General features: G+C 56.2%; 15 protein-coding genes. 4 read left to right on the top strand and 11 right to left on the bottom strand.

Annotated features, from left to right (window positions below; translation table 11 throughout):
• Window positions 1–27: 27 nt before the first annotated feature.
• Genes RRU01S_RS20780 through RRU01S_RS20770 form a run of 3 tightly spaced genes read left to right on the top strand, consistent with a single transcriptional unit; the run spans window position 28 to window position 2,777 of the window.
• Entirely contained in the window at window positions 28–846 is an 819-nt protein-coding gene (locus RRU01S_RS20780; RefSeq protein WP_052816179.1) for an ABC transporter permease, read from the top strand.
• A 2-nt stretch (window positions 847–848) separates the two neighbouring features.
• On the top strand, window positions 849–1,628 hold the full coding sequence (locus tag RRU01S_RS20775) for an ABC transporter permease (RefSeq protein ID WP_045232187.1): 780 nt from the start codon (window positions 849–851) through the stop codon (window positions 1,626–1,628).
• 42 nt (window positions 1,629–1,670) lie between these two features.
• Window positions 1,671–2,777, top strand: a complete 1,107-nt coding sequence (locus RRU01S_RS20770) for an LLM class flavin-dependent oxidoreductase (protein WP_045232128.1) — start codon at window positions 1,671–1,673, stop codon at window positions 2,775–2,777.
• 275 nt (window positions 2,778–3,052) lie between these two features.
• Here the strand turns inward: RRU01S_RS20770 and RRU01S_RS20765 are convergent, their stop codons facing one another.
• The 11 genes from RRU01S_RS20765 to RRU01S_RS20715 all read right to left on the bottom strand — a co-directional run bounded on the left by RRU01S_RS20765 (window position 3,053) and on the right by RRU01S_RS20715 (window position 15,174).
• On the bottom strand, window positions 3,053–4,219 hold the full coding sequence (locus RRU01S_RS20765) for a M20 aminoacylase family protein (RefSeq protein WP_045232127.1): 1,167 nt from the start codon (window positions 4,217–4,219) through the stop codon (window positions 3,053–3,055).
• An 18-nt stretch (window positions 4,220–4,237) separates the two neighbouring features.
• Window positions 4,238–5,215 carry an ABC transporter ATP-binding protein gene (locus tag RRU01S_RS20760; RefSeq protein ID WP_045232126.1) on the bottom strand — a complete coding sequence of 326 codons (978 nt, stop codon included), beginning with the start codon at window positions 5,213–5,215 and terminating at the stop codon, window positions 4,238–4,240.
• Window positions 5,212–6,210 carry an ABC transporter ATP-binding protein gene (locus RRU01S_RS20755; protein WP_045232186.1) on the bottom strand — a complete coding sequence of 333 codons (999 nt, stop codon included), beginning with the start codon at window positions 6,208–6,210 and terminating at the stop codon, window positions 5,212–5,214. Before RRU01S_RS20755 ends, RRU01S_RS20760 begins: the two co-directional genes overlap by 4 nt.
• Window positions 6,210–7,775 (bottom strand): gamma-glutamyltransferase family protein, encoded by a 1,566-nt coding sequence (locus RRU01S_RS20750; protein ID WP_045232125.1) that lies wholly within the window; start codon window positions 7,773–7,775, stop codon window positions 6,210–6,212. The genes RRU01S_RS20755 and RRU01S_RS20750 overlap by 1 nt, the downstream gene beginning before the upstream one ends.
• A gap of 4 nt (window positions 7,776–7,779) precedes the next feature.
• Window positions 7,780–8,682: a polysaccharide deacetylase family protein gene (locus RRU01S_RS20745; RefSeq protein WP_045232124.1), complete on the bottom strand. Its 903-nt coding sequence runs from the start codon at window positions 8,680–8,682 to the stop codon at window positions 7,780–7,782.
• On the bottom strand, window positions 8,679–9,464 hold the full coding sequence (locus tag RRU01S_RS20740) for an SDR family NAD(P)-dependent oxidoreductase (RefSeq protein ID WP_045232123.1): 786 nt from the start codon (window positions 9,462–9,464) through the stop codon (window positions 8,679–8,681). Before RRU01S_RS20740 ends, RRU01S_RS20745 begins: the two co-directional genes overlap by 4 nt.
• A 5-nt stretch (window positions 9,465–9,469) precedes the next feature.
• Window positions 9,470–10,339, bottom strand: a complete 870-nt coding sequence (locus RRU01S_RS20735) for an ABC transporter permease (protein WP_081880146.1) — start codon at window positions 10,337–10,339, stop codon at window positions 9,470–9,472.
• Window positions 10,336–11,262 (bottom strand): ABC transporter permease, encoded by a 927-nt coding sequence (locus tag RRU01S_RS20730; RefSeq protein ID WP_052816177.1) that lies wholly within the window; start codon window positions 11,260–11,262, stop codon window positions 10,336–10,338. Before RRU01S_RS20730 ends, RRU01S_RS20735 begins: the two co-directional genes overlap by 4 nt.
• 13 nt (window positions 11,263–11,275) lie before the next feature.
• Window positions 11,276–12,781, bottom strand: coding sequence for an ABC transporter substrate-binding protein (locus RRU01S_RS20725; protein WP_045232121.1), 1,506 nt, complete (start codon window positions 12,779–12,781; stop codon window positions 11,276–11,278).
• 81 nt (window positions 12,782–12,862) lie between these two features.
• The gene (locus tag RRU01S_RS20720; RefSeq protein ID WP_052816175.1) at window positions 12,863–14,374 is read right to left on the bottom strand and encodes an ABC transporter substrate-binding protein; all 1,512 of its coding nucleotides are present in this window, start codon (window positions 14,372–14,374) and stop codon (window positions 12,863–12,865) included.
• On the bottom strand, window positions 14,371–15,174 hold the full coding sequence (locus RRU01S_RS20715; RefSeq protein ID WP_045232119.1) for a GntR family transcriptional regulator: 804 nt from the start codon (window positions 15,172–15,174) through the stop codon (window positions 14,371–14,373). Before RRU01S_RS20715 ends, RRU01S_RS20720 begins: the two co-directional genes overlap by 4 nt.
• A 669-nt stretch (window positions 15,175–15,843) precedes the next feature.
• On the opposite strand from RRU01S_RS20715, the gene RRU01S_RS20710 reads away from it, so the two are divergent.
• On the top strand, window positions 15,844–16,926 hold the full coding sequence (locus RRU01S_RS20710) for a Fic family protein (RefSeq protein WP_327787146.1): 1,083 nt from the start codon (window positions 15,844–15,846) through the stop codon (window positions 16,924–16,926).
• Window positions 16,927–17,026 lie beyond the last annotated feature (100 nt).

Genomic DNA, 17,026 nt, shown 5'->3' with positions numbered 1-17,026 from the left:
CGACGAACATCAAGGAAATTGAAGTCCATGGCCGCTCTGACGGAATCTAAAACGGATACGGTCATCATTGTCAGTGGGCAGTGGCGCAACCGCGCCGCTGTCGGTGCTTTGTCGCTTTTGCTACCGATTGCGCTTCTGCTGCTGTGGTGGATAGCTTCCGAGAAAGGTTGGCTGGCGGAACAGATCCTGCCGCATCCTCTCTACGTCTGGCAGACGCTACGAGAAATGGTTGCCAGCGGCGAACTTCTGTATCACACCACGGTCAGTCTACGCCGCGTTCTGATCGGCTTTATGCTGGGCGCTACGCTCGGACTCGCGCTTGGCGTCGCAATGGGTCTATCAGAGACCGTGGAAGACTATGTCAAACCGCTTTTCCTCGCCTTGGCCCAGATTCCAACACTCGGCTGGATACCGCTGCTGATGCTGTTGGTCGGCATCGGCGAAACCTTGAAAATCATTATCATCACCAAGGGTGCTCTGGTGCCTATGGCGCTCAACAGCTTTGCTGGCATCCGCAATGTCTCTCCTCGCTACCACGAGGTGGCGCGGGCTTTGCGCTTCAGCCGCTGGCAGACATTGCGGCTAGTCATCCTCCCCGCCTCCATCCCCTTTGTTTTTACGGGTATCCGCTATGGGCTGACGCATGCATGGACGTCCCTGGTGGGCGTTGAACTGCTCGCCTCGTCCGAAGGGCTTGGCTATCTGCTGGTTTGGGGCCGGCAGATGTTCTGGCTGGATACCGTCATCATCGCCATGCTGGCCATCGGCCTTGTCGGCTTCATCATGGACAGTGGGCTCAATCGCACGGAACAGCTGATCCAGCGATGGAAACGGAACGAGATGTGACCATGAGGACTCAAACCTCTACCGCAGTTCGGATCCGCCGTGGTCTTACCCTCCCATTGCTTCTGCTCGTTCTCTGGGAAGTCTCCAGCCGAACCGGGCTAATCGATCCAAGGTTCCTGCCTCCGCTGGAAAGCGTAGCCGCGACCGCAAAACGTGAATTGCTCGGCAATGACCTGGTTTTCGATCTGCTCTCGAGCCTCGCCCGCAATCTGGGCGGCTTTCTGCTAGGGGCTATCGTTGGGATCGCCTTTGCGACCCTGCTTGCACTGTCTTCGCTGGCGGGTATGCTCGTGATGCCGATTTTCAATGGCTTCAAGCAAATCTCGCTGCTGGCCTGGATCCCGCTGATCTCCGTCTGGTTCGGCTTCGGCGAGCAGGCCAAGATCGTCTTCGTGGCACTTGCCTCGTTTATACCTGTGGTTCTCAATACATATGACGGCATCCGGGACGCACCGAAGGAACTGCTTGAGGTCGGGCGCGCCCTGCAGTTCAACGCGCGCCAGCGCTTTCTGCGCATCTATCTGCCCTCTGCGATGCCAACGATTGCCACCGGCATTCACCTTGGCCTCATCTATTCATGGCTGGCGACTGTCGGCGCTGAGTACTTCCTCGCTGTAGGCCCGGGCATCGGCGGCTTGGTGATTGCTGGACGAGAACGCTTCGACATGGCGATGGTCATGGTCGGTGTCATCATCCTCGGCCTTGTCGGCTTTGCCCTCAATCGCCTCGCCTCAATGCTGGAAAGCCATCTTCTTCGCTGGCGCCCACGCCGCACGACGTAAACTCAAATCCATCCTTCCCATTACTTTGATGCAGGCATCAGAATGAACAGCAAGAGCGAATTTCTCTGGTATATCCCGAACGACGTAAAGGCAGGCCATCGCGGCGACACCGCCGCCGAAGGGCACAACAGTCTTGATGCCTTGACCGCGAATGCCTCCGCGCTGGAGGACAATGGCTGGACCGGCGCACTGATCGGCACGGGCTGGGGCCGGCCGGATACCTTCACCGTCGCGGCATCCATTACCGCCCGTACGAAGACGTTCGAGCCGCTGATCGCCGTACGTCCCGGCTACTGGAAGCCTGCCAACTTTGCCTCGGCCACTGCCACGCTCGATCACCTGAGTAGTCAGCGCATCCGCGTCAACATCGTGTCCGGCAAGGACGATCTAGCAGCCTATGGAGATCAAGAAGGTGACAGCACCCATCGCTACGCTCGAACCAAGGAATTCATGCGGCTCGTGCGACGGCTGTGGACTGAAGACGCCGTGACCTTTGAGGGCAAGCATTTCAAGGTGAAAAACTCGACCGTGCAGCCGGGGATCAAGGCAACGGTGGACCGGCCGCATCCAAAGCTGTATTTCGGTGGGGCATCGCAAGCAGCGGAACAGGTTTCTGCAACGGAAGCGGATGTGCAGCTGTTCTGGGGCGAACCGCTGGAGGATGTGGAGGAGCGCATCGAACGTCTAAAAGCTTTGAGCAAGACGCTCGACCGCGATCTACCACCGCTGGAATTTGGTCTTCGCATTACCACGCTGGTGCGGGACACTACGGAGGAGGCTTGGCGAGATGCCGAGGCAAAGGTGGCTGCTATGGCCAAGAATGGCGGCGATAACTGGCACGACCACAAGCGTGAGGTGGCTGTGGGGCAAAGGCGGCTGCTTGAACTGCAGGCAAAAGGCGACGTGCTCGATGACAACCTCTACACTGCACCCGGAAAATTCGGCGGCGGCGGCGCGGGCACAACATGGCTAGTCGGCTCGGCAGAGGATTTGGCGCAATCCCTGAGCAAATACCGCGATCTCGGCATCACGCATTTCATTCTTTCGGACACGCCCTATCTCCAGGAACTCAAGCGCCAGGGAACACAGCTTTTACCGCTGCTGAAAGCATCTGCTTTGCAATCGCATAATCCTGTTCATAGATTATGAGAACATGCCCGCCTTTGTGCGAGTGCCTGCTTCACACGGAAGGGTAAGATTGACGACCAAAGGCTCTTGCTATTTCCGGGCCACATTTACAGCACATCCGCTTCACTCGCTCTCATAGTCGCTGAAATCAGGTTTGCCTCGAGCCGCATTTCGAAGCGACACAAGTGCACCGGATGTAGGACCTTTGTAACTCATTGTGAAAAAAGGATTTTTTAGACACCTTGAAAGAACATCAACCCACGGCACCCTCGCGTTATACGAACATGCACTTAATACTAGTTGTCACCAGCGCATAAAATTCTGGTCTGCGCGATCGAAGCAAGAAGGGCCGCGCCGACTGGAATTATGTCATCGTCAAATTTGTAAGCTGGATTGTGCAGCGGAGCGCCATTTTCCTGGCCAATGAAATAATAAGCGCCCGGAACGATTTTCAACATGTCGGCAAAGTCTTCACTCGCCATGAAGGGTGGGCATTCCGCGTTCACATTACCGCTTCCCAGCAGCGAACCTGCTATATCAATGAGCGCCTGTGTTTGAACAGGATGATTGTGCAGCACCGAAAAAACATCTCGGATATCGACCTCAATCTCTATGCCGTAAAGTTCCTCGCAGCCTCGCGCAGTTTGAAGCATCCTCTCGCGAGCCAGCAAGCGAGTATCCTCGTCTAGCGCCCTGATCGTACCACCTAATTCCACCACATCTGGAATGACGTTGTAAGCAGATCCGGCCGATATTTTGGTGACGGAAATGACCGCAGAAGAAATAGGCGAGACGTTTCGCGAGACGATCGTCTGAAGCGACTGGATCAGCGTGTTCATGACAATAACAGGGTCAATCGTCGTATCGGGCAAAGCTGCGTGACCTCCCTTGCCCTTGATGCGGATATCGAAGAAGTCGGCCCCTGCCATCGCGGGGCCCCTTGAGATTGCAACCGTTCCCTTGGGATGATGAGGTGCGTTGTGAAGCGCATAGATTTCATCACATGGGAAACGTTCGAACAGACCGTCGGCTATCATCGCCCGCGAGCCGCCCAGTCCTTCTTCAGCGGGTTGGAACACAAACATTACGGTCCCTGAGAAATTCCGGGTTTCTGAAAGGTAGCGGGCAGCTCCGAGGAGCATCGTCATGTGTCCATCGTGCCCGCAACCATGAAAGCGATTGTCGTGGCGCGACCGATAGGGAAGATCGGTCAATTCCTGCATCGGCAAAGCATCCATGTCCGATCGCAAGGCAATCGTCGGGCCTTCACCATTTTTCAGCAACCCCACCACGCCGGTCTTGCCGATACCCCGATGCACTTCCACGCCCATGGCCTGCAAGTGTGTCGCCACGACATCTGACGTTCGCTCTTCTTCAAAACCGATCTCCGGGTTCGCGTGGAGATCGTGACGGATGGCGATAAGGTCGGGAAGAAGCCCCGTAATGTGATCGATGATTGACATGCACTCCGTTCCTTCAAGCTATCCGCGTCGCTCGTGGCAAGCGACATCTGTTCCGCTGGTCGTCGGCTCAAGTCGGGGCCGATCTGTATAACATCGTTCCACTTTGATCGGACAGCGCGTGACAAAGGGGCAACCAGATGGCGCGGCGAGCGGGCTTGGAATTTCACCAGACAGGACGATCTTCCTGCGCGCTCTTTGCGCCACCGGATCTGCCAGCGGAATGGCCGATAGCAACGCTTCGGTGTAGGGATGGCGTGGTGCACCATACACATCATCCGTCCTGCCGCGTTCGACAATGGTGCCGAGATACATGACGACCACCTCGTCGGCGATATGCCGAACGACCGACAAGTCATGGGAAATGAACAGATAGCTCAAGTTCAGCTCTCGTTGCAGTTTCATCAGGATGTTCAGGACCTGCGACCGTATCGAGACGTCCAGAGCCGATACGGGCTCGTCACAAACGATTAGCTTGGGCGATAGAGCAAGTGCCCGCGCAATAACCACCCGTTGCCTTTGGCCACCCGATATTTCGTTGGGGAAACGGTTGGCCTGCATGGCTGAAAGACCGACCATCTCCATGAGTTCGGCTACGCGCTTGGTGCGATCCGGGCGCGACCAGCCACGGATTTTCAGCGGCTCGCCGATGCTGTCGGCAATCGACATTCTTGGATTGAGCGCGGCACTCGGATCTTGAAAAACGATTTGCATCTCGTTTGAAATGAGCTCGTGGCGCGCTTTGGCCTGCATGGAGTTCAGAGGCTTGCCATCAAAGTGAATTTCGCCACTGGTGACGGGTGCAAGACCCAGAATTCCGTAGCCGGTCGTGGACTTTCCACAACCGCTTTCGCCTACAAGCGCAAGCGTTTTGCCTCGCTCGATGTCCATCGAGATGCCATCCACGGCCTTGAGGACAGCGCGTCCGCCGGATGCAGCCGGTTGGCTGACATTGAAATGTATCTTGAGGTCTTTTACGGAGAGAATGGGTGACGTCATGCCAGTTCCACCGTTCTTTCAGCGTGCCAACATTCACGCAGGTGAGCGTCTTCGCCGACGGAGTTGCTATTCGGCGCAGGTTCGGTGGCTGGCTGTGTTTCGCATGCCGCATCGCTCAATGGGCAGCGATTGCGGAAACGACAGCCAGCAGGCCAGCTGCCGACATCGGGAACAGTGCCTTTTATGGTATTGAGTTCTGTTTTGCGTTCTCCCGAAAGCTTGGGGATCGTCGTCAGCAGAAGTTTTGTGTAGGGATGCGCTGGCGCGGCAAACACGTCGTCCACCAAACCTGTCTCCACAATTCTGCCCGCATACATAACGGCCACGCGGTCAGCCATCTCGGCGACGACGCCCATGTCGTGGGTAATCAGCAAGATGGACATGCCGGTCTCCTGTCGGAGGCTCTTCATGAGGTCGAGGATGGACGCTTGGATGGTGACATCGAGCGCCGTCGTCGGCTCGTCGGCAATCAGAAGTTTCGGCTTGGAGATCAGCGCTGCCGCAATCGAAACACGCTGACACATGCCGCCGGAGAGCTCGAAGGCGTACTGGCTGTAGCGACGTTCCGGGTCAGAAATGCCGACGCGGCGCATGATCTCGATGGCCGTCTCTTTGGCCTCGGCCTTGCCCGTTCCGCGATTGAGAATGAGCGCTTCGGCAATCTGGTCACCGACAGGCATCAGAGGATTGAGCGCGGCAATCGGCTCCTGAAAGATGACGGACATATTTGCGCTGCGAAATGCCCGTCGCTCTTTCGGACGAAGATTGCCCACATCCCTATCGGCGATACGCAAATCGCCCTGCATTTTTGCCGCATCAGGCAACAGACCCAGGATGGACAGCGCTGTCATGCTCTTGCCGCAACCACTTTCACCAACGATGGCCAGTATTTCGCCCTGCTTGATCGAAAGGTCGATCCCATCGACGATCGTTGCGCCATCGATGCTGACGCGCAGCCCTTCCACATGTAACAATGGCGCCGATTGCCCAACCATCACGTTGCCTCTTTGCCGGTATTGCCCTCAGCCGCCACATGGGCCCAGGGGCTGTAGGGGTGCGCCTGGCCGACACGCATGCCGTCGCTTCTTATCATCACGGCCGACGGGATCGCAAAATTGACCGGGTAGAGCGCGTTGTCGACAATCTCCACTGGATAGTGTTCAGATACGGCAGCGGCGATGTCGTCCGCATCGCGCTGGTCGATCTTGATCGTCGGCGTACTGCTGTCGATGCGGGGGCGATGAAATGCGTCCTCAAGCGTCAACCCGAAATCGACAACAAAGGACACAAGCTGCGTCAGTGCTGGGAAAATCTGGCGCCCACCGGCCGCACCGATGGCCATGAACGGCTTCCCCTCCTTGCGCAGCAAGAGAGGACACATATTGGCAAGCGGCTTCACCCCCGCAGCGATGGAGTTCGGGTAACCTGGACGCGGATCGAACCACATCATGCCGTTGTTCATCAAAAAGCCGGTTTCCGGCAAGGCGACCTTCGATCCGAACCGGGACAGGAGCGTGTTTGTCAGTGAGACCATGTTGCCATGGGCATCGACCACGCTGATATGGCTGGTGCAATCACTATCTGGTGTCGCCGCCTGTCCCATCGTGGTCAGCCGTTTCCGATAGGACGTGCGTGCCGCGGTGGCATAGGCAACGGCTGAGGTCGCATCCGGCGTTGCCTGAGCCGAAAGAGAATTCGCAAGCAACTCCATCGCGTCGATAAAGCTCGGCCCGCCGCTTAATCCCGGCATCACATTGATTTCGACCCCACGGTAATCCATCGTCCTGGGTTCGACCCAGCGCGGCTGATAGGAGGCGAGATCTTCCAGATCGATGGGCGAGCCACCCGCGTTCAGGTCACGCACCAGACTTTTGGCGATATCGCCTTCATAAAAGTCACGCGCACCCACTTCTGCCAGCCGCCTCAGAACCTTCGCTTTTGTGTTCATGGGACGATAGACGTCTGCGGCACGGTCCGAAGTGCGGGGCGGTTTTCCATTCTCCATGAAGAGATCAGAGGTCGTCGGGAACGTCGACAACGTTGCCCACTCGGTCGCGATACAGAAACAGGAATACCAGTCCATCAGCAGACCGCGCTCGGCGTGCTCTATGGCAGGCGCGAGTGCCTCGGCCCAGCTCAATGTCCCAAAGCGCCGGAGTGCTTCGGAAAAGCCTGCAATGGTTCCCGGGACGCAGATGGATGAGTAACCGATGAGGTTGCGGTCGTCTTTCACACCCGGCCAATTGAACCAGTCACCGCCTTGGTCGCCAGTGATCGGATAGCTCTCCGGGTTCAGTCTGCGCGATGATTTCACGCCGAAATCTAGACCATGGACGTCGCCCGTTTTTACGTCCGCATGGAGCAGAAATCCGCCACCGCCGATGCCCGAAAGCCAAGGCTCCACGATGCTCAGGACAAGGCCAGTAACGACTGCAGCATCCATGGCGTTTCCGCCTTTTGCCAGAACATTCGCCCCGGCTTCCGCCGCGAAGCGGTTCTGGGCCGAAACGATGCCGGTGCGGCTTTCGACGGAAGGCTTCTGTATTGTCCAGGTCTGCATAAGGCTATTCCATGTTCGTGCGGGTGTTGAAACCCGCCGGTATTTCGGCATCGACACGAAATCTGTCGTGATTGGGCGAGTTCAGATGATGTCTGGCAATGTCTCCGACGGTGGCGACCCACACGTCTTTTTCCTGCGTGACGAGGTCGAGCAGTTGCTCAAGGAGATGGATGCGATGCGCCCTTCCGGAAATCCAGTCATGGATGGTCAGCATCAGCATGCCACCGTAATGGTGCAGGTTTTGCCACTCGTCACGCCATATTTCGAAAACGGCTTGGGGCGATGCCGGTGGCCAGTGGTCGGCTCCGCCGCCCAGAAATTTGAAATAGATGGCGTCATCGATTGCCCATTGCACCGGAATCTCGACGACATCTTCTATGACGTAAGGGTGATCAAAACCCGACAGGGACGTATCATACAGCCCGTGGCGCTTGATCTCCGCCAGCATATGTGGCGTCACTTCCCACGCGGGTGAGCGAAAGCCAGCCGGTTTTATCCCCGTTTGGCTACGGAAAATCTCAAGTGACCGTTCAAGCGCCTCGGAGAATTCGTCATCGCTCGTCTGCGCGACGATTTCATGGAAGTAACCATGCAGGCCGATCTCATGGCCGCGTTCGACCATGACTGGCAATAGCTCTGGATAGAACTCTGCGACAGAACCCGGCACGAAAAAACTGCCTTTGATGCCATATCGATCCAAAAGGTCGAGAATACGCCAGATACCGACACGCGGACCGTATCGTCTTTGCTCTAGCTGACCCAGAAATCGCGAAGACGCATCGTCCCGGTTCTGCCAGAGCCACGGTGAATCGGCATCGACATCGACCGAAAATGAGAAGGCACTTTTCTTGCCGTCAGGCCATTGATAGTCGGGCCATGGGCCTGAAGTCTTCAAACGCGGTGTCAAAGAGCGCTCCTCTTGTCCTGAAAGACCGTCATAACCCCTGCGGAATTGCCTCCATCGACGGTGAGCGTCGCGCCGGTCACGTAACCTGCGTTGTCGCCTGCGAGGTAAAACAGGGCGTCGGTGACATCCTTTGCGGACGATGCCCTGCCCAGCGGGATGGTGTTCGTAACCGTATTGATGTGGTCATCGGTGAGCTGGCTGACGACACTTCCCGCTGCAAAGCCGGGCTCAAGCGCATTCACGCGGATGCCATATTCCGCAAGCTCGAGAGAGAACCCTTTGGTCAAGCGATCGAGCGCTGTCTTCGATACGCAATACGGTACGACGGTGCGACGCATCTTGCGGGCTGCACCAGAGGAGATGTTGACGATATTGCCACGCACCTTCTCCCTGATCATCAAAAGAGCCATGCCTCGCGTAATCGCAAAGGGAGCGCGCAGATTGATGTCGAAGATCTGGTCCCACTCGGCGACATCGATATCCAGAAGGAAGCCGCTTGGGTAGATGCCGGCATTGTTCACGACGACATCCGGGGCGCCCCACTTGTTTCCGACAGCGTCCACAAGCCCCTGAATGGACTTCGCATCAGTGAGATCGCAGGTGTGAACGAAAGATTGTTCCGAAAGGCTCAGCCGCGCCGCAAGCGCATCGAGTTCCGCCGTTCGGGCATCGGTGATACAGAGATGCGCACCTGCTGAATGGAGCGCCTCGACAATCCATTGACCGATAACGCCGCACGCACCTGTTACAACGATCCGTTTACCGGAAAAATCGTTACTCATAAGAACTACCTCATTTTGGGGTCGAAGCGATCACGAAGCTGGTCCCCGAGCATGTTGACGGAAAGGACGAGAAGAAACAGACAGATGCCGGGGAAGGTCGCGATCCACCAGGCGGTGGCCACATAATTGCGCCCCACGCTCAGCATCGCGCCCCAGCTGGCGGTGGGTGGCTGGACGCCCAGCCCAAGGAAAGAAAGCCCCGCCTCGAACAGCACCATGAGGCCAAACTCCAGCGTTGCGACAACGATCAGCGCGCCCATGATGTTTGGCAGGACATGGCGCAGAAGAACGTGCAGCGTACCGGCACCCATGAAGCGCGATAGCCGAACATAAGGCATATTGGCGACGGACAACGTCTGGCCGTAGGCAACGCGTGCATAGCGGGGCCACCGGGTCAGCGCGAGAACGATCACGACATTGACGAGGCCGGGACCGAGGATCGCGACGGTGATGATGGCCAGCAGGATGGCTGGGATAGAAAGGAAGATGTCGGTAAGGCGCATGATGACCGTCTCGACCACGCCACGGGCGTAACCAGCGATCATTCCAAGTGCAGTGCCAACGATACCGGAGAGAATGACAGAAGAGAACGCAACGAAGAGCGACACGCGTGCGCCATATATCAGGCGGCTCAAAAGATCACGGCCAAGCTCGTCGCTGCCCAGTGCGTAAAATACGTTGCGTGCGGTTGTGCCCGGGACTTTCAGTCGCCCCAGAAGATTTTGCGTGTTGGGATCATAGGGCGCAATGAGGGGTGCGAAGATGGCAGCCAGCACGAACAGCGCCATGATGATGATGAATGGCAGCGCCTTGAGATTGCGACGCAGACGCCTGGGGTTTGTGCGCGGAAATGCCGCCGATACTGCGCCGCTCATCGCTTGATTTCCAGTCTGATGCGCGGATCGACAACGCTATAGAGAACGTCTGCAAGGATGTTCAGCGCGATGGTCACGAAAGCCCCCATGATGACGACGCCCTGCACGACCAGAAAATCTCGGGAGATGATCGACTGCACCGTCAGCTGTCCGAGGCCCGGCCATGCAAACACCGTTTCCACGATCACGGCACCTGCAAGAAGATTGGAGATTTCGAGTGCGGCGACGGTGATGACGGGTATGGATGCGTTTCTCAAAAGGTGTTTGACCACCAGACGCCCCATTGGCACGCCGCGGGCGCGTGCTGTCCTGACATAGTCCTTGGAAAGCTCATCGATCAGGGCCGTGCGCGTGACACGAGCAAACGTCGCCATGCTAATCAGCCCCAGGGCAATGGAGGGCAAAATCAGGTGTTCGAAACCACCTGCCGATGACGGCGGCAGCCATCCCAATTTTACGGCAAAAAACATGATAAGCAGAATACCGCTCCAGAATGTCGGAAGGCTTTGGGCGGCCAGCACAAAGCCAGCCAGAAACACGCTGACCGGATTGCGGTGAAACAGCGCCAGAAAGATTCCGACCGGAATACCGATGCCGCAGGCCACGAAGAGTGCGCCACCGGCGAGCATCAATGTGTAAGGCAGTCTCGACGTGATGATATCGACAACCGGGACGTTCTGAATGATCGACCGCCCGAAATCGAACCGCATCAGATCGAGAAGAAAGGAAGCATACTGAACGAGAAGCGGCCGGTCGAAGCCGAGGGAACGCCGCATCGCTTCAATATCCTGAAGCGATGCCGTTTCGGGTACCAGCAGGAAGGTCGGGTCGCCTGTCAGACGCTGAAGAAAGAAGATGAGTGTCGTGACACCGAAAACCACGACCAAAGCTTCGCCCAGCCGTTTGATGAGGAAATGTTTCATGATGCTGCCAACATCAGTCAGTCCACGTCATGCGGTTGAGGAACATGCTTTCATTCGGCGTCGGCTTCCATTGGAGCTTGTTCGAAGCACCGTAGATGATCGCGGCCTGATAAAGCGGAATCACATAATTCTTTTCCGAGTTAATCTGCTGCACGGTTTTATAAAGCTCCAGCCGCTTGGCCTCATCGAGCGTTTGCCGCGCTGCCACCAGCGCGTCGTCAATCGACTTGTCGCCTGCGGTGGCCCAGCCACTGGTTGAATTGAGGGTTGGGAAGAGAATACCATCGGCATCCTGACAGGCGCAGGACCACCGGCTGAACGCCGTTGGTGGGACGGTCGCAGGCCCGCCCTGCATCTGCTTCAACCAGGTTGCCATGTCCGTCATCTGGATCTGCGCATTCAGCCCCACATCTGTCAGCATCTGCTGCAATGCCTGCACGACACGCTGGTCATAGACGGGAGATGTCAAAAGCGGGATCGGCTGGGTTGCTGCGGAACCGGCGGCAGCGATGAGCTCCTTGGCCTTTTCCGGCTCGTATGGCGTGGAGGTCACACCTTCGACCCAGCCAAAATGCGCAGGGCTCATGAACTGATCGACGGGCTTGTCATATCCGCCGAGAATGCCCTGAGTGATACCCTCCTTGTCGATCGCATAGGCAACCGCCTTGCGAAGGTTGGCATTGTCCATCGGGGCCTTCTGGGCATTGAAGGCAAAATAGGCGACCCGTTCGGTGAGAACAGACAGCGCCTTACCGCTGGTCGAGCCTTCAAGCTGGGCGGCCAGATCAGAATCGAGCGTGACGACGAGATCGGCAGCACCGGCCTGAATATTTGCAAGGCGCGTCGCCGCATCAGGGACAGCACGGAATGTCACTTCCTTGAACGGTCCCTTGTCGCCCCAGTAGTCTGCATTGGCCTCGACAACGACTGCAACCCCGCGATCCCAGCGCTTGAATTTATATGGTCCGCTGCCAACCGGGTTGAGATTGAAAGCGTCCTTGCCGACTTTTTCGACGGTCTCCTTCGGCAGAACCGAAAGCTTCACCAACTGCGCGAGCAGGGCCGGATAGGCACCGTCTGTCGTTAGCGTGACCTTTGAGCGGCCCGTCACCTCTGCATTCACGATCTTGTTGAACTGGCTCAGCTGTGGGCTTGCGAAAGCAGGATCGATGATCCGCTTCACGCTGAAGGCCACATCTTCCGGGGTCAGCTTCTGACCGTTGTGAAAGGTCACATCGTCGCGAATGGTGAATTCGATCCTCGTATCGGAAAGATACGTCCACTCGGTGGCCAGTTGCGGAACGATCTTGCCGTCATCGTCGCGTGTGACGATGTTGTCGAAGATGTTTCGATAGACGAAGTAGCTGTCTGGGTTCCATTGCAAATGGGGATCCAGTGACGACGGCTCGTTCACCAAGTTGACCGTAAACATATCCTTTGCCACCGCAAATTGCGGGGTGGCCGTCGAGAGCAACCAACCTGCGGCGAGGGCAAGCAACCCGTTCCTCACGTTTTTCATGTTCGTTCCCTTTATACTCGAAGCTTTCTGCTTCTTTGAGCTGGCGCCAGATACGCTCTGGCAAGCGTTCGGTACGATGCCTCAATCACTCCATGTCATGCGGTTCAAAAACAGGCTTTCATTTGGAGTCGGCGTCCAAGCGAGGTGCTTGGACGCGCCATAGATTGCGGCCACCTGGTAAAGCGGGATCACAGGGATATCGCTTGCCACCGTTTCATGGACCTTCTTGTAGTTTTCCAGACGCTTGCCCTCATCCAGCGTAGAGCGGGCATCCGCCAGTTGCTTGTCGACCTCGGGATTTCGATAGGTCGACCAGATGTTTTTGGAATCCAGAAGTGGGAAGAGAACACCATCGACATCCTGGCACGCGCATGACCAGCGGCCATAGCCCAGCAAGGATGCGGTTTCGGGACCACCCTGAGAGCGCTTCAGATAGGTCGCCATATCCGTCATTTCGATTTCGACGTTGAAGCCGACATCGGTTAGCATCTGCTGTATGGCCTGCACCACACGCTGATCGAAGACCGGTGCCGTTGCGAAATTGATCTTCGCCTTCGCAGATTCTCCGGCATCAGAGACGATTTTTTTTGCCTGATCAGGATCGAATGCCGGTCCTTTGATGCCATCGACCCAGCCGAAGTGAACCGGCGTTGCAAGTTCGTCGACTGCCTTGTCGTGACCACCGAGAATGCCCTCGATCAGCCCCTCCTTGTCGATTGCATGAGCGACGGCCTGACGCAGCTTTGCATTGTTAAAAGGAGGTTTTTGCGTATTCAGGCGCAGATAGGCGACACGTTCCGTAAGCGCCGACAATGTTTTGGCGGAAGCGGAGCCTTCCAGCTGCGCTGCCAGATCCCCGTCGAGAGTAACGCCGAGGTCCGACGTTCCAGCCTGAAGATTGGCAAGCCGGGTGGAGGCATCCGGCACGGCTCTGAATGTTGCCTTTTCAAACTTCCCTTTTTCGCCCCAATACGACTCGTTGCGCGCAAGGGTGACGGAGACACCCCGCTGCCAGGCCTCGAACTTGTAAGGTCCACTGCCGATTGGCTGGAGATTGAACGCATCCTTGCCTCCCCGCTCGACAATGGCCTTAGGCACAATAGACAGTTTGACGAGCTGCGCCAACAAAGCTGGGTACGGCCCGTCCGTTGTCAAGATAACGGTGTCTTGACCGTTCGCCTTCGCATTCAGAATCTTGTTGAATTGGCCAAGTTGAGGACTGCCGAATTTTGGGTCGGTAATGCGCTTGACGCTGAAGGCGACATCGTCGGCCGTCAGTTTTGAGCCATCGTGAAACGTGATGTCGCTGCGTATCTTGAATTCGATTTCAGTATCGGAAAGATACTTCCACTCCGTCGCAACCTGCGGGATGATGGTGCCCTTGTCGTCACGTGTGACCAGATTGTCAAAAATATTTCTATAGACGTAATAGCTGTCCGGGTTCCATTGCACATGGGGGTCCAAGGAGGATGGCTCGTTGACGAGATCAATTGTCAGCGCATCTTTCGCCCAGACCGGACCAACCATGGGAGCGGTCAAGAGAAAGATCCCGAAGACCGAAACAAGCATTTTCCTGCCAAGTGAAGTTGTCATTGCTCATTTCCCTTTTTTTTGGAATTCGACGGGCCTACCAGGATTTTTGACGCAGTGCTGGGATTGATGGAGGGCTGTTCGCTCATTCGAGTGGCCGCAGCGACCTGAGGAAACGCTGACGTGAACGTTTTCGATCGCAGCATGCGATCGACGATATATTCGCGGAACCGCCGCAAATCGTCCAAGAGCAGGCCCTTTGCGGCAGCCCCATCTCCATTCTCGAGAAGATCGACCAGGGCTGTGTGGGAAGAAGGAATGTAGTTGGGATGGCTCCCTTCAAAATAGGACAGCAGCCGTGCTGAGTGATCCAGAGCGCTATTAAGCCATTGGACGACTATTTCGCCGCGCGGTTTTGCCAGAAGAGTGAGGAAGGAGCGATCAAGCGCTCTCGATGCTAGAACGGCCTCGGTTTCTGCTCGGTCGATCAAGGCATCAAGTTGCGAAGCGACGCCTCGCAAATTTGCCAACTCTTCCGGTGTGAAAACACCCGTTGCCAACTGAGGCTGGACAAGGTTGCGGGCCTCTAAAATGTCACCGATCGCCGCGCCTGTGATTGGTGCGACCTGCCAGCCATTTCTTGGGATGGGAGAGATAAACCCTTCCACTTCCAGCCTGGCAAGCGCATTGCGGACGGCGGCTCTGCCCAGACCAAAACGTTCCGAAATTTCACCCTCAGACACTGCATCTGCGGGAGCGAGTTCGCAGGTGATCAAGGCACGCTTCAGACGCTTGAACGCGAAGGCGTTCTTGCCTTCAGGCTGCAGGGACAGATGGGAGAGGGGTGAGGACTGATCTAACATGGCATGACGATACTGAGGATTTGAGATTTCACAAGGTCAAAATTAATATCTCAAATACGAATTTTGGAATATTACACCTTGCCTGCGTCTTCTTTCGAACATGTCCTTCCAGACGGAACTATTGCTTGTGCGAAGATATCCAAGCAGACGCCTGCATCTGCGAGCTTCTACGAACCCGGCCGAACTGAATCAGGGGATTACCGCGTGTAACGTTTGGAGCACGACTGCCAAGACCCACGGAACTGGCGTTAAAGTAGCTTTCTCCAGCTTCGCAAACCAACAATGTCTAAGGTCAGACGACAGACATTATCTTGCATAAGGCTACAACGCCCCGATGCGGGCGTAATGGAATAGAACGCCTACGACTAGATCGTTTGACGCACCTCCTTGAAAGGATATGAGCCAGCGACCCTGCTAATCAATCTTCCTCAGTTTGGAGATTGTTTTACCAAAGCAATTTCTTGTCGCGATTTGAAATAAGATCGACCAGTCTATTTATCCCATCGCGCCACCTAGCATCACTGATTGAAGCGCCGTGCGGAGATTAAGCGCCATAAAATCCGCATAGTTGCGGAGCTTAACTTGCTACTCTCCAATCTGGAGCGTACTCTGAACTATGGTGTATATCTGGCAGTCTCCTCAATGGCCGAAGTTCCGATGGAAGTTTGAATACTTGGCATAGCAGCCGCACGCCTCGATCAGGGGCGCCGCATTGGTCGCGTCGAGAGTCTCGGGTTTCGCATACGCGAGGCAACGTTCCTGCAGGCGCTGACGGACGACGTCGTCAAATCGTCGGCGATCGAAGGGGAGCGCCTGGATGAACAGCAGGTTCGATCATCGTTAGCCCGACGGCTTGGTATCGACATCCATGGCTTCGTGACGCCGAACCGCTCTGTTGAGGGCATTGTCCATATCACTTTCGATGCCACGATCAATTGCTCACACCCACTAACGGCAGAGCGGCTATTTCAATGGCATGCAGCACTGTTTCCGATCGGGCGAAACGAATGGGGTCACAAGCTGCGTGTCGGAGATTGGCGTGATAACTCAGGCGGTCGTATGGAAATCGTGTCAGGCGCATTCGGATACGAGAAAGTCTACTTTGTCGCGCCGCCGGCAGATTGCTTAGAGCGTGAGAAGTCAATCTTCCTTGAATGGTTCAACGAAACGCATGATCTCGATCCCCTTGTCAAAGCCGCTATCGCCCACCTTTGGTTTGCAGCCATCCATCCTTTCGGGGATGGCAACGGTCGCATCACCCGCGCAATCGCCGACATGACTCTTGCACGGAGTGGTGGTGAGGCACAGAGACTTTACTCTATGTCCGCCGCTATCGAGAGGTCTCGCACTGGCTATTACGAAGCCCTGCAATTAATCACCAGCAATGAATCTCTCGACATAACAAGCTGGGTTGAGTGGTTCTTGGATCGTTTGGGCAACGCTGTTGAAGGCGCCCTGGCAACTCTCGACAACGTCATGCTGAAAAATGATTTTTGGCAAAAGCACGCTGCGCATGATCTTAACCCGCGACAAGCCAAGGTCCTCAACAGGTTGCTAGAGGGCAACTTCGAAGGCAAGCTCACATCGACGAAGTGGGCGAAGCTGACGAACGCATCTCAAGATACGGCGTTCCGCGACATCTCAGACCTTTTGGAGAAAGGCATCCTGAAAAAGGGAGATGCTGGAGGCCGCAGCACAGCCTATGAGTTGCTTGTCGAGTTTCCAGTGAGCCAATTGTCCAGAGGAGCTTAATCAGGAGTCGTTAGAACTCGCGATGTCGCCTCGTCCGGCAAAACCACCTCTTCGGCGTAGTCGCATCAACTCAATCAGCGTATTAAGGCCTCGTTAACCT

The sequence above is a fragment of the Agrobacterium rubi TR3 = NBRC 13261 genome, assembly GCF_000739935.1.
Classification (GTDB): domain Bacteria; phylum Pseudomonadota; class Alphaproteobacteria; order Rhizobiales; family Rhizobiaceae; genus Agrobacterium; species Agrobacterium rubi.
This window is presented reverse-complemented; position numbering and strand designations above follow the sequence as displayed.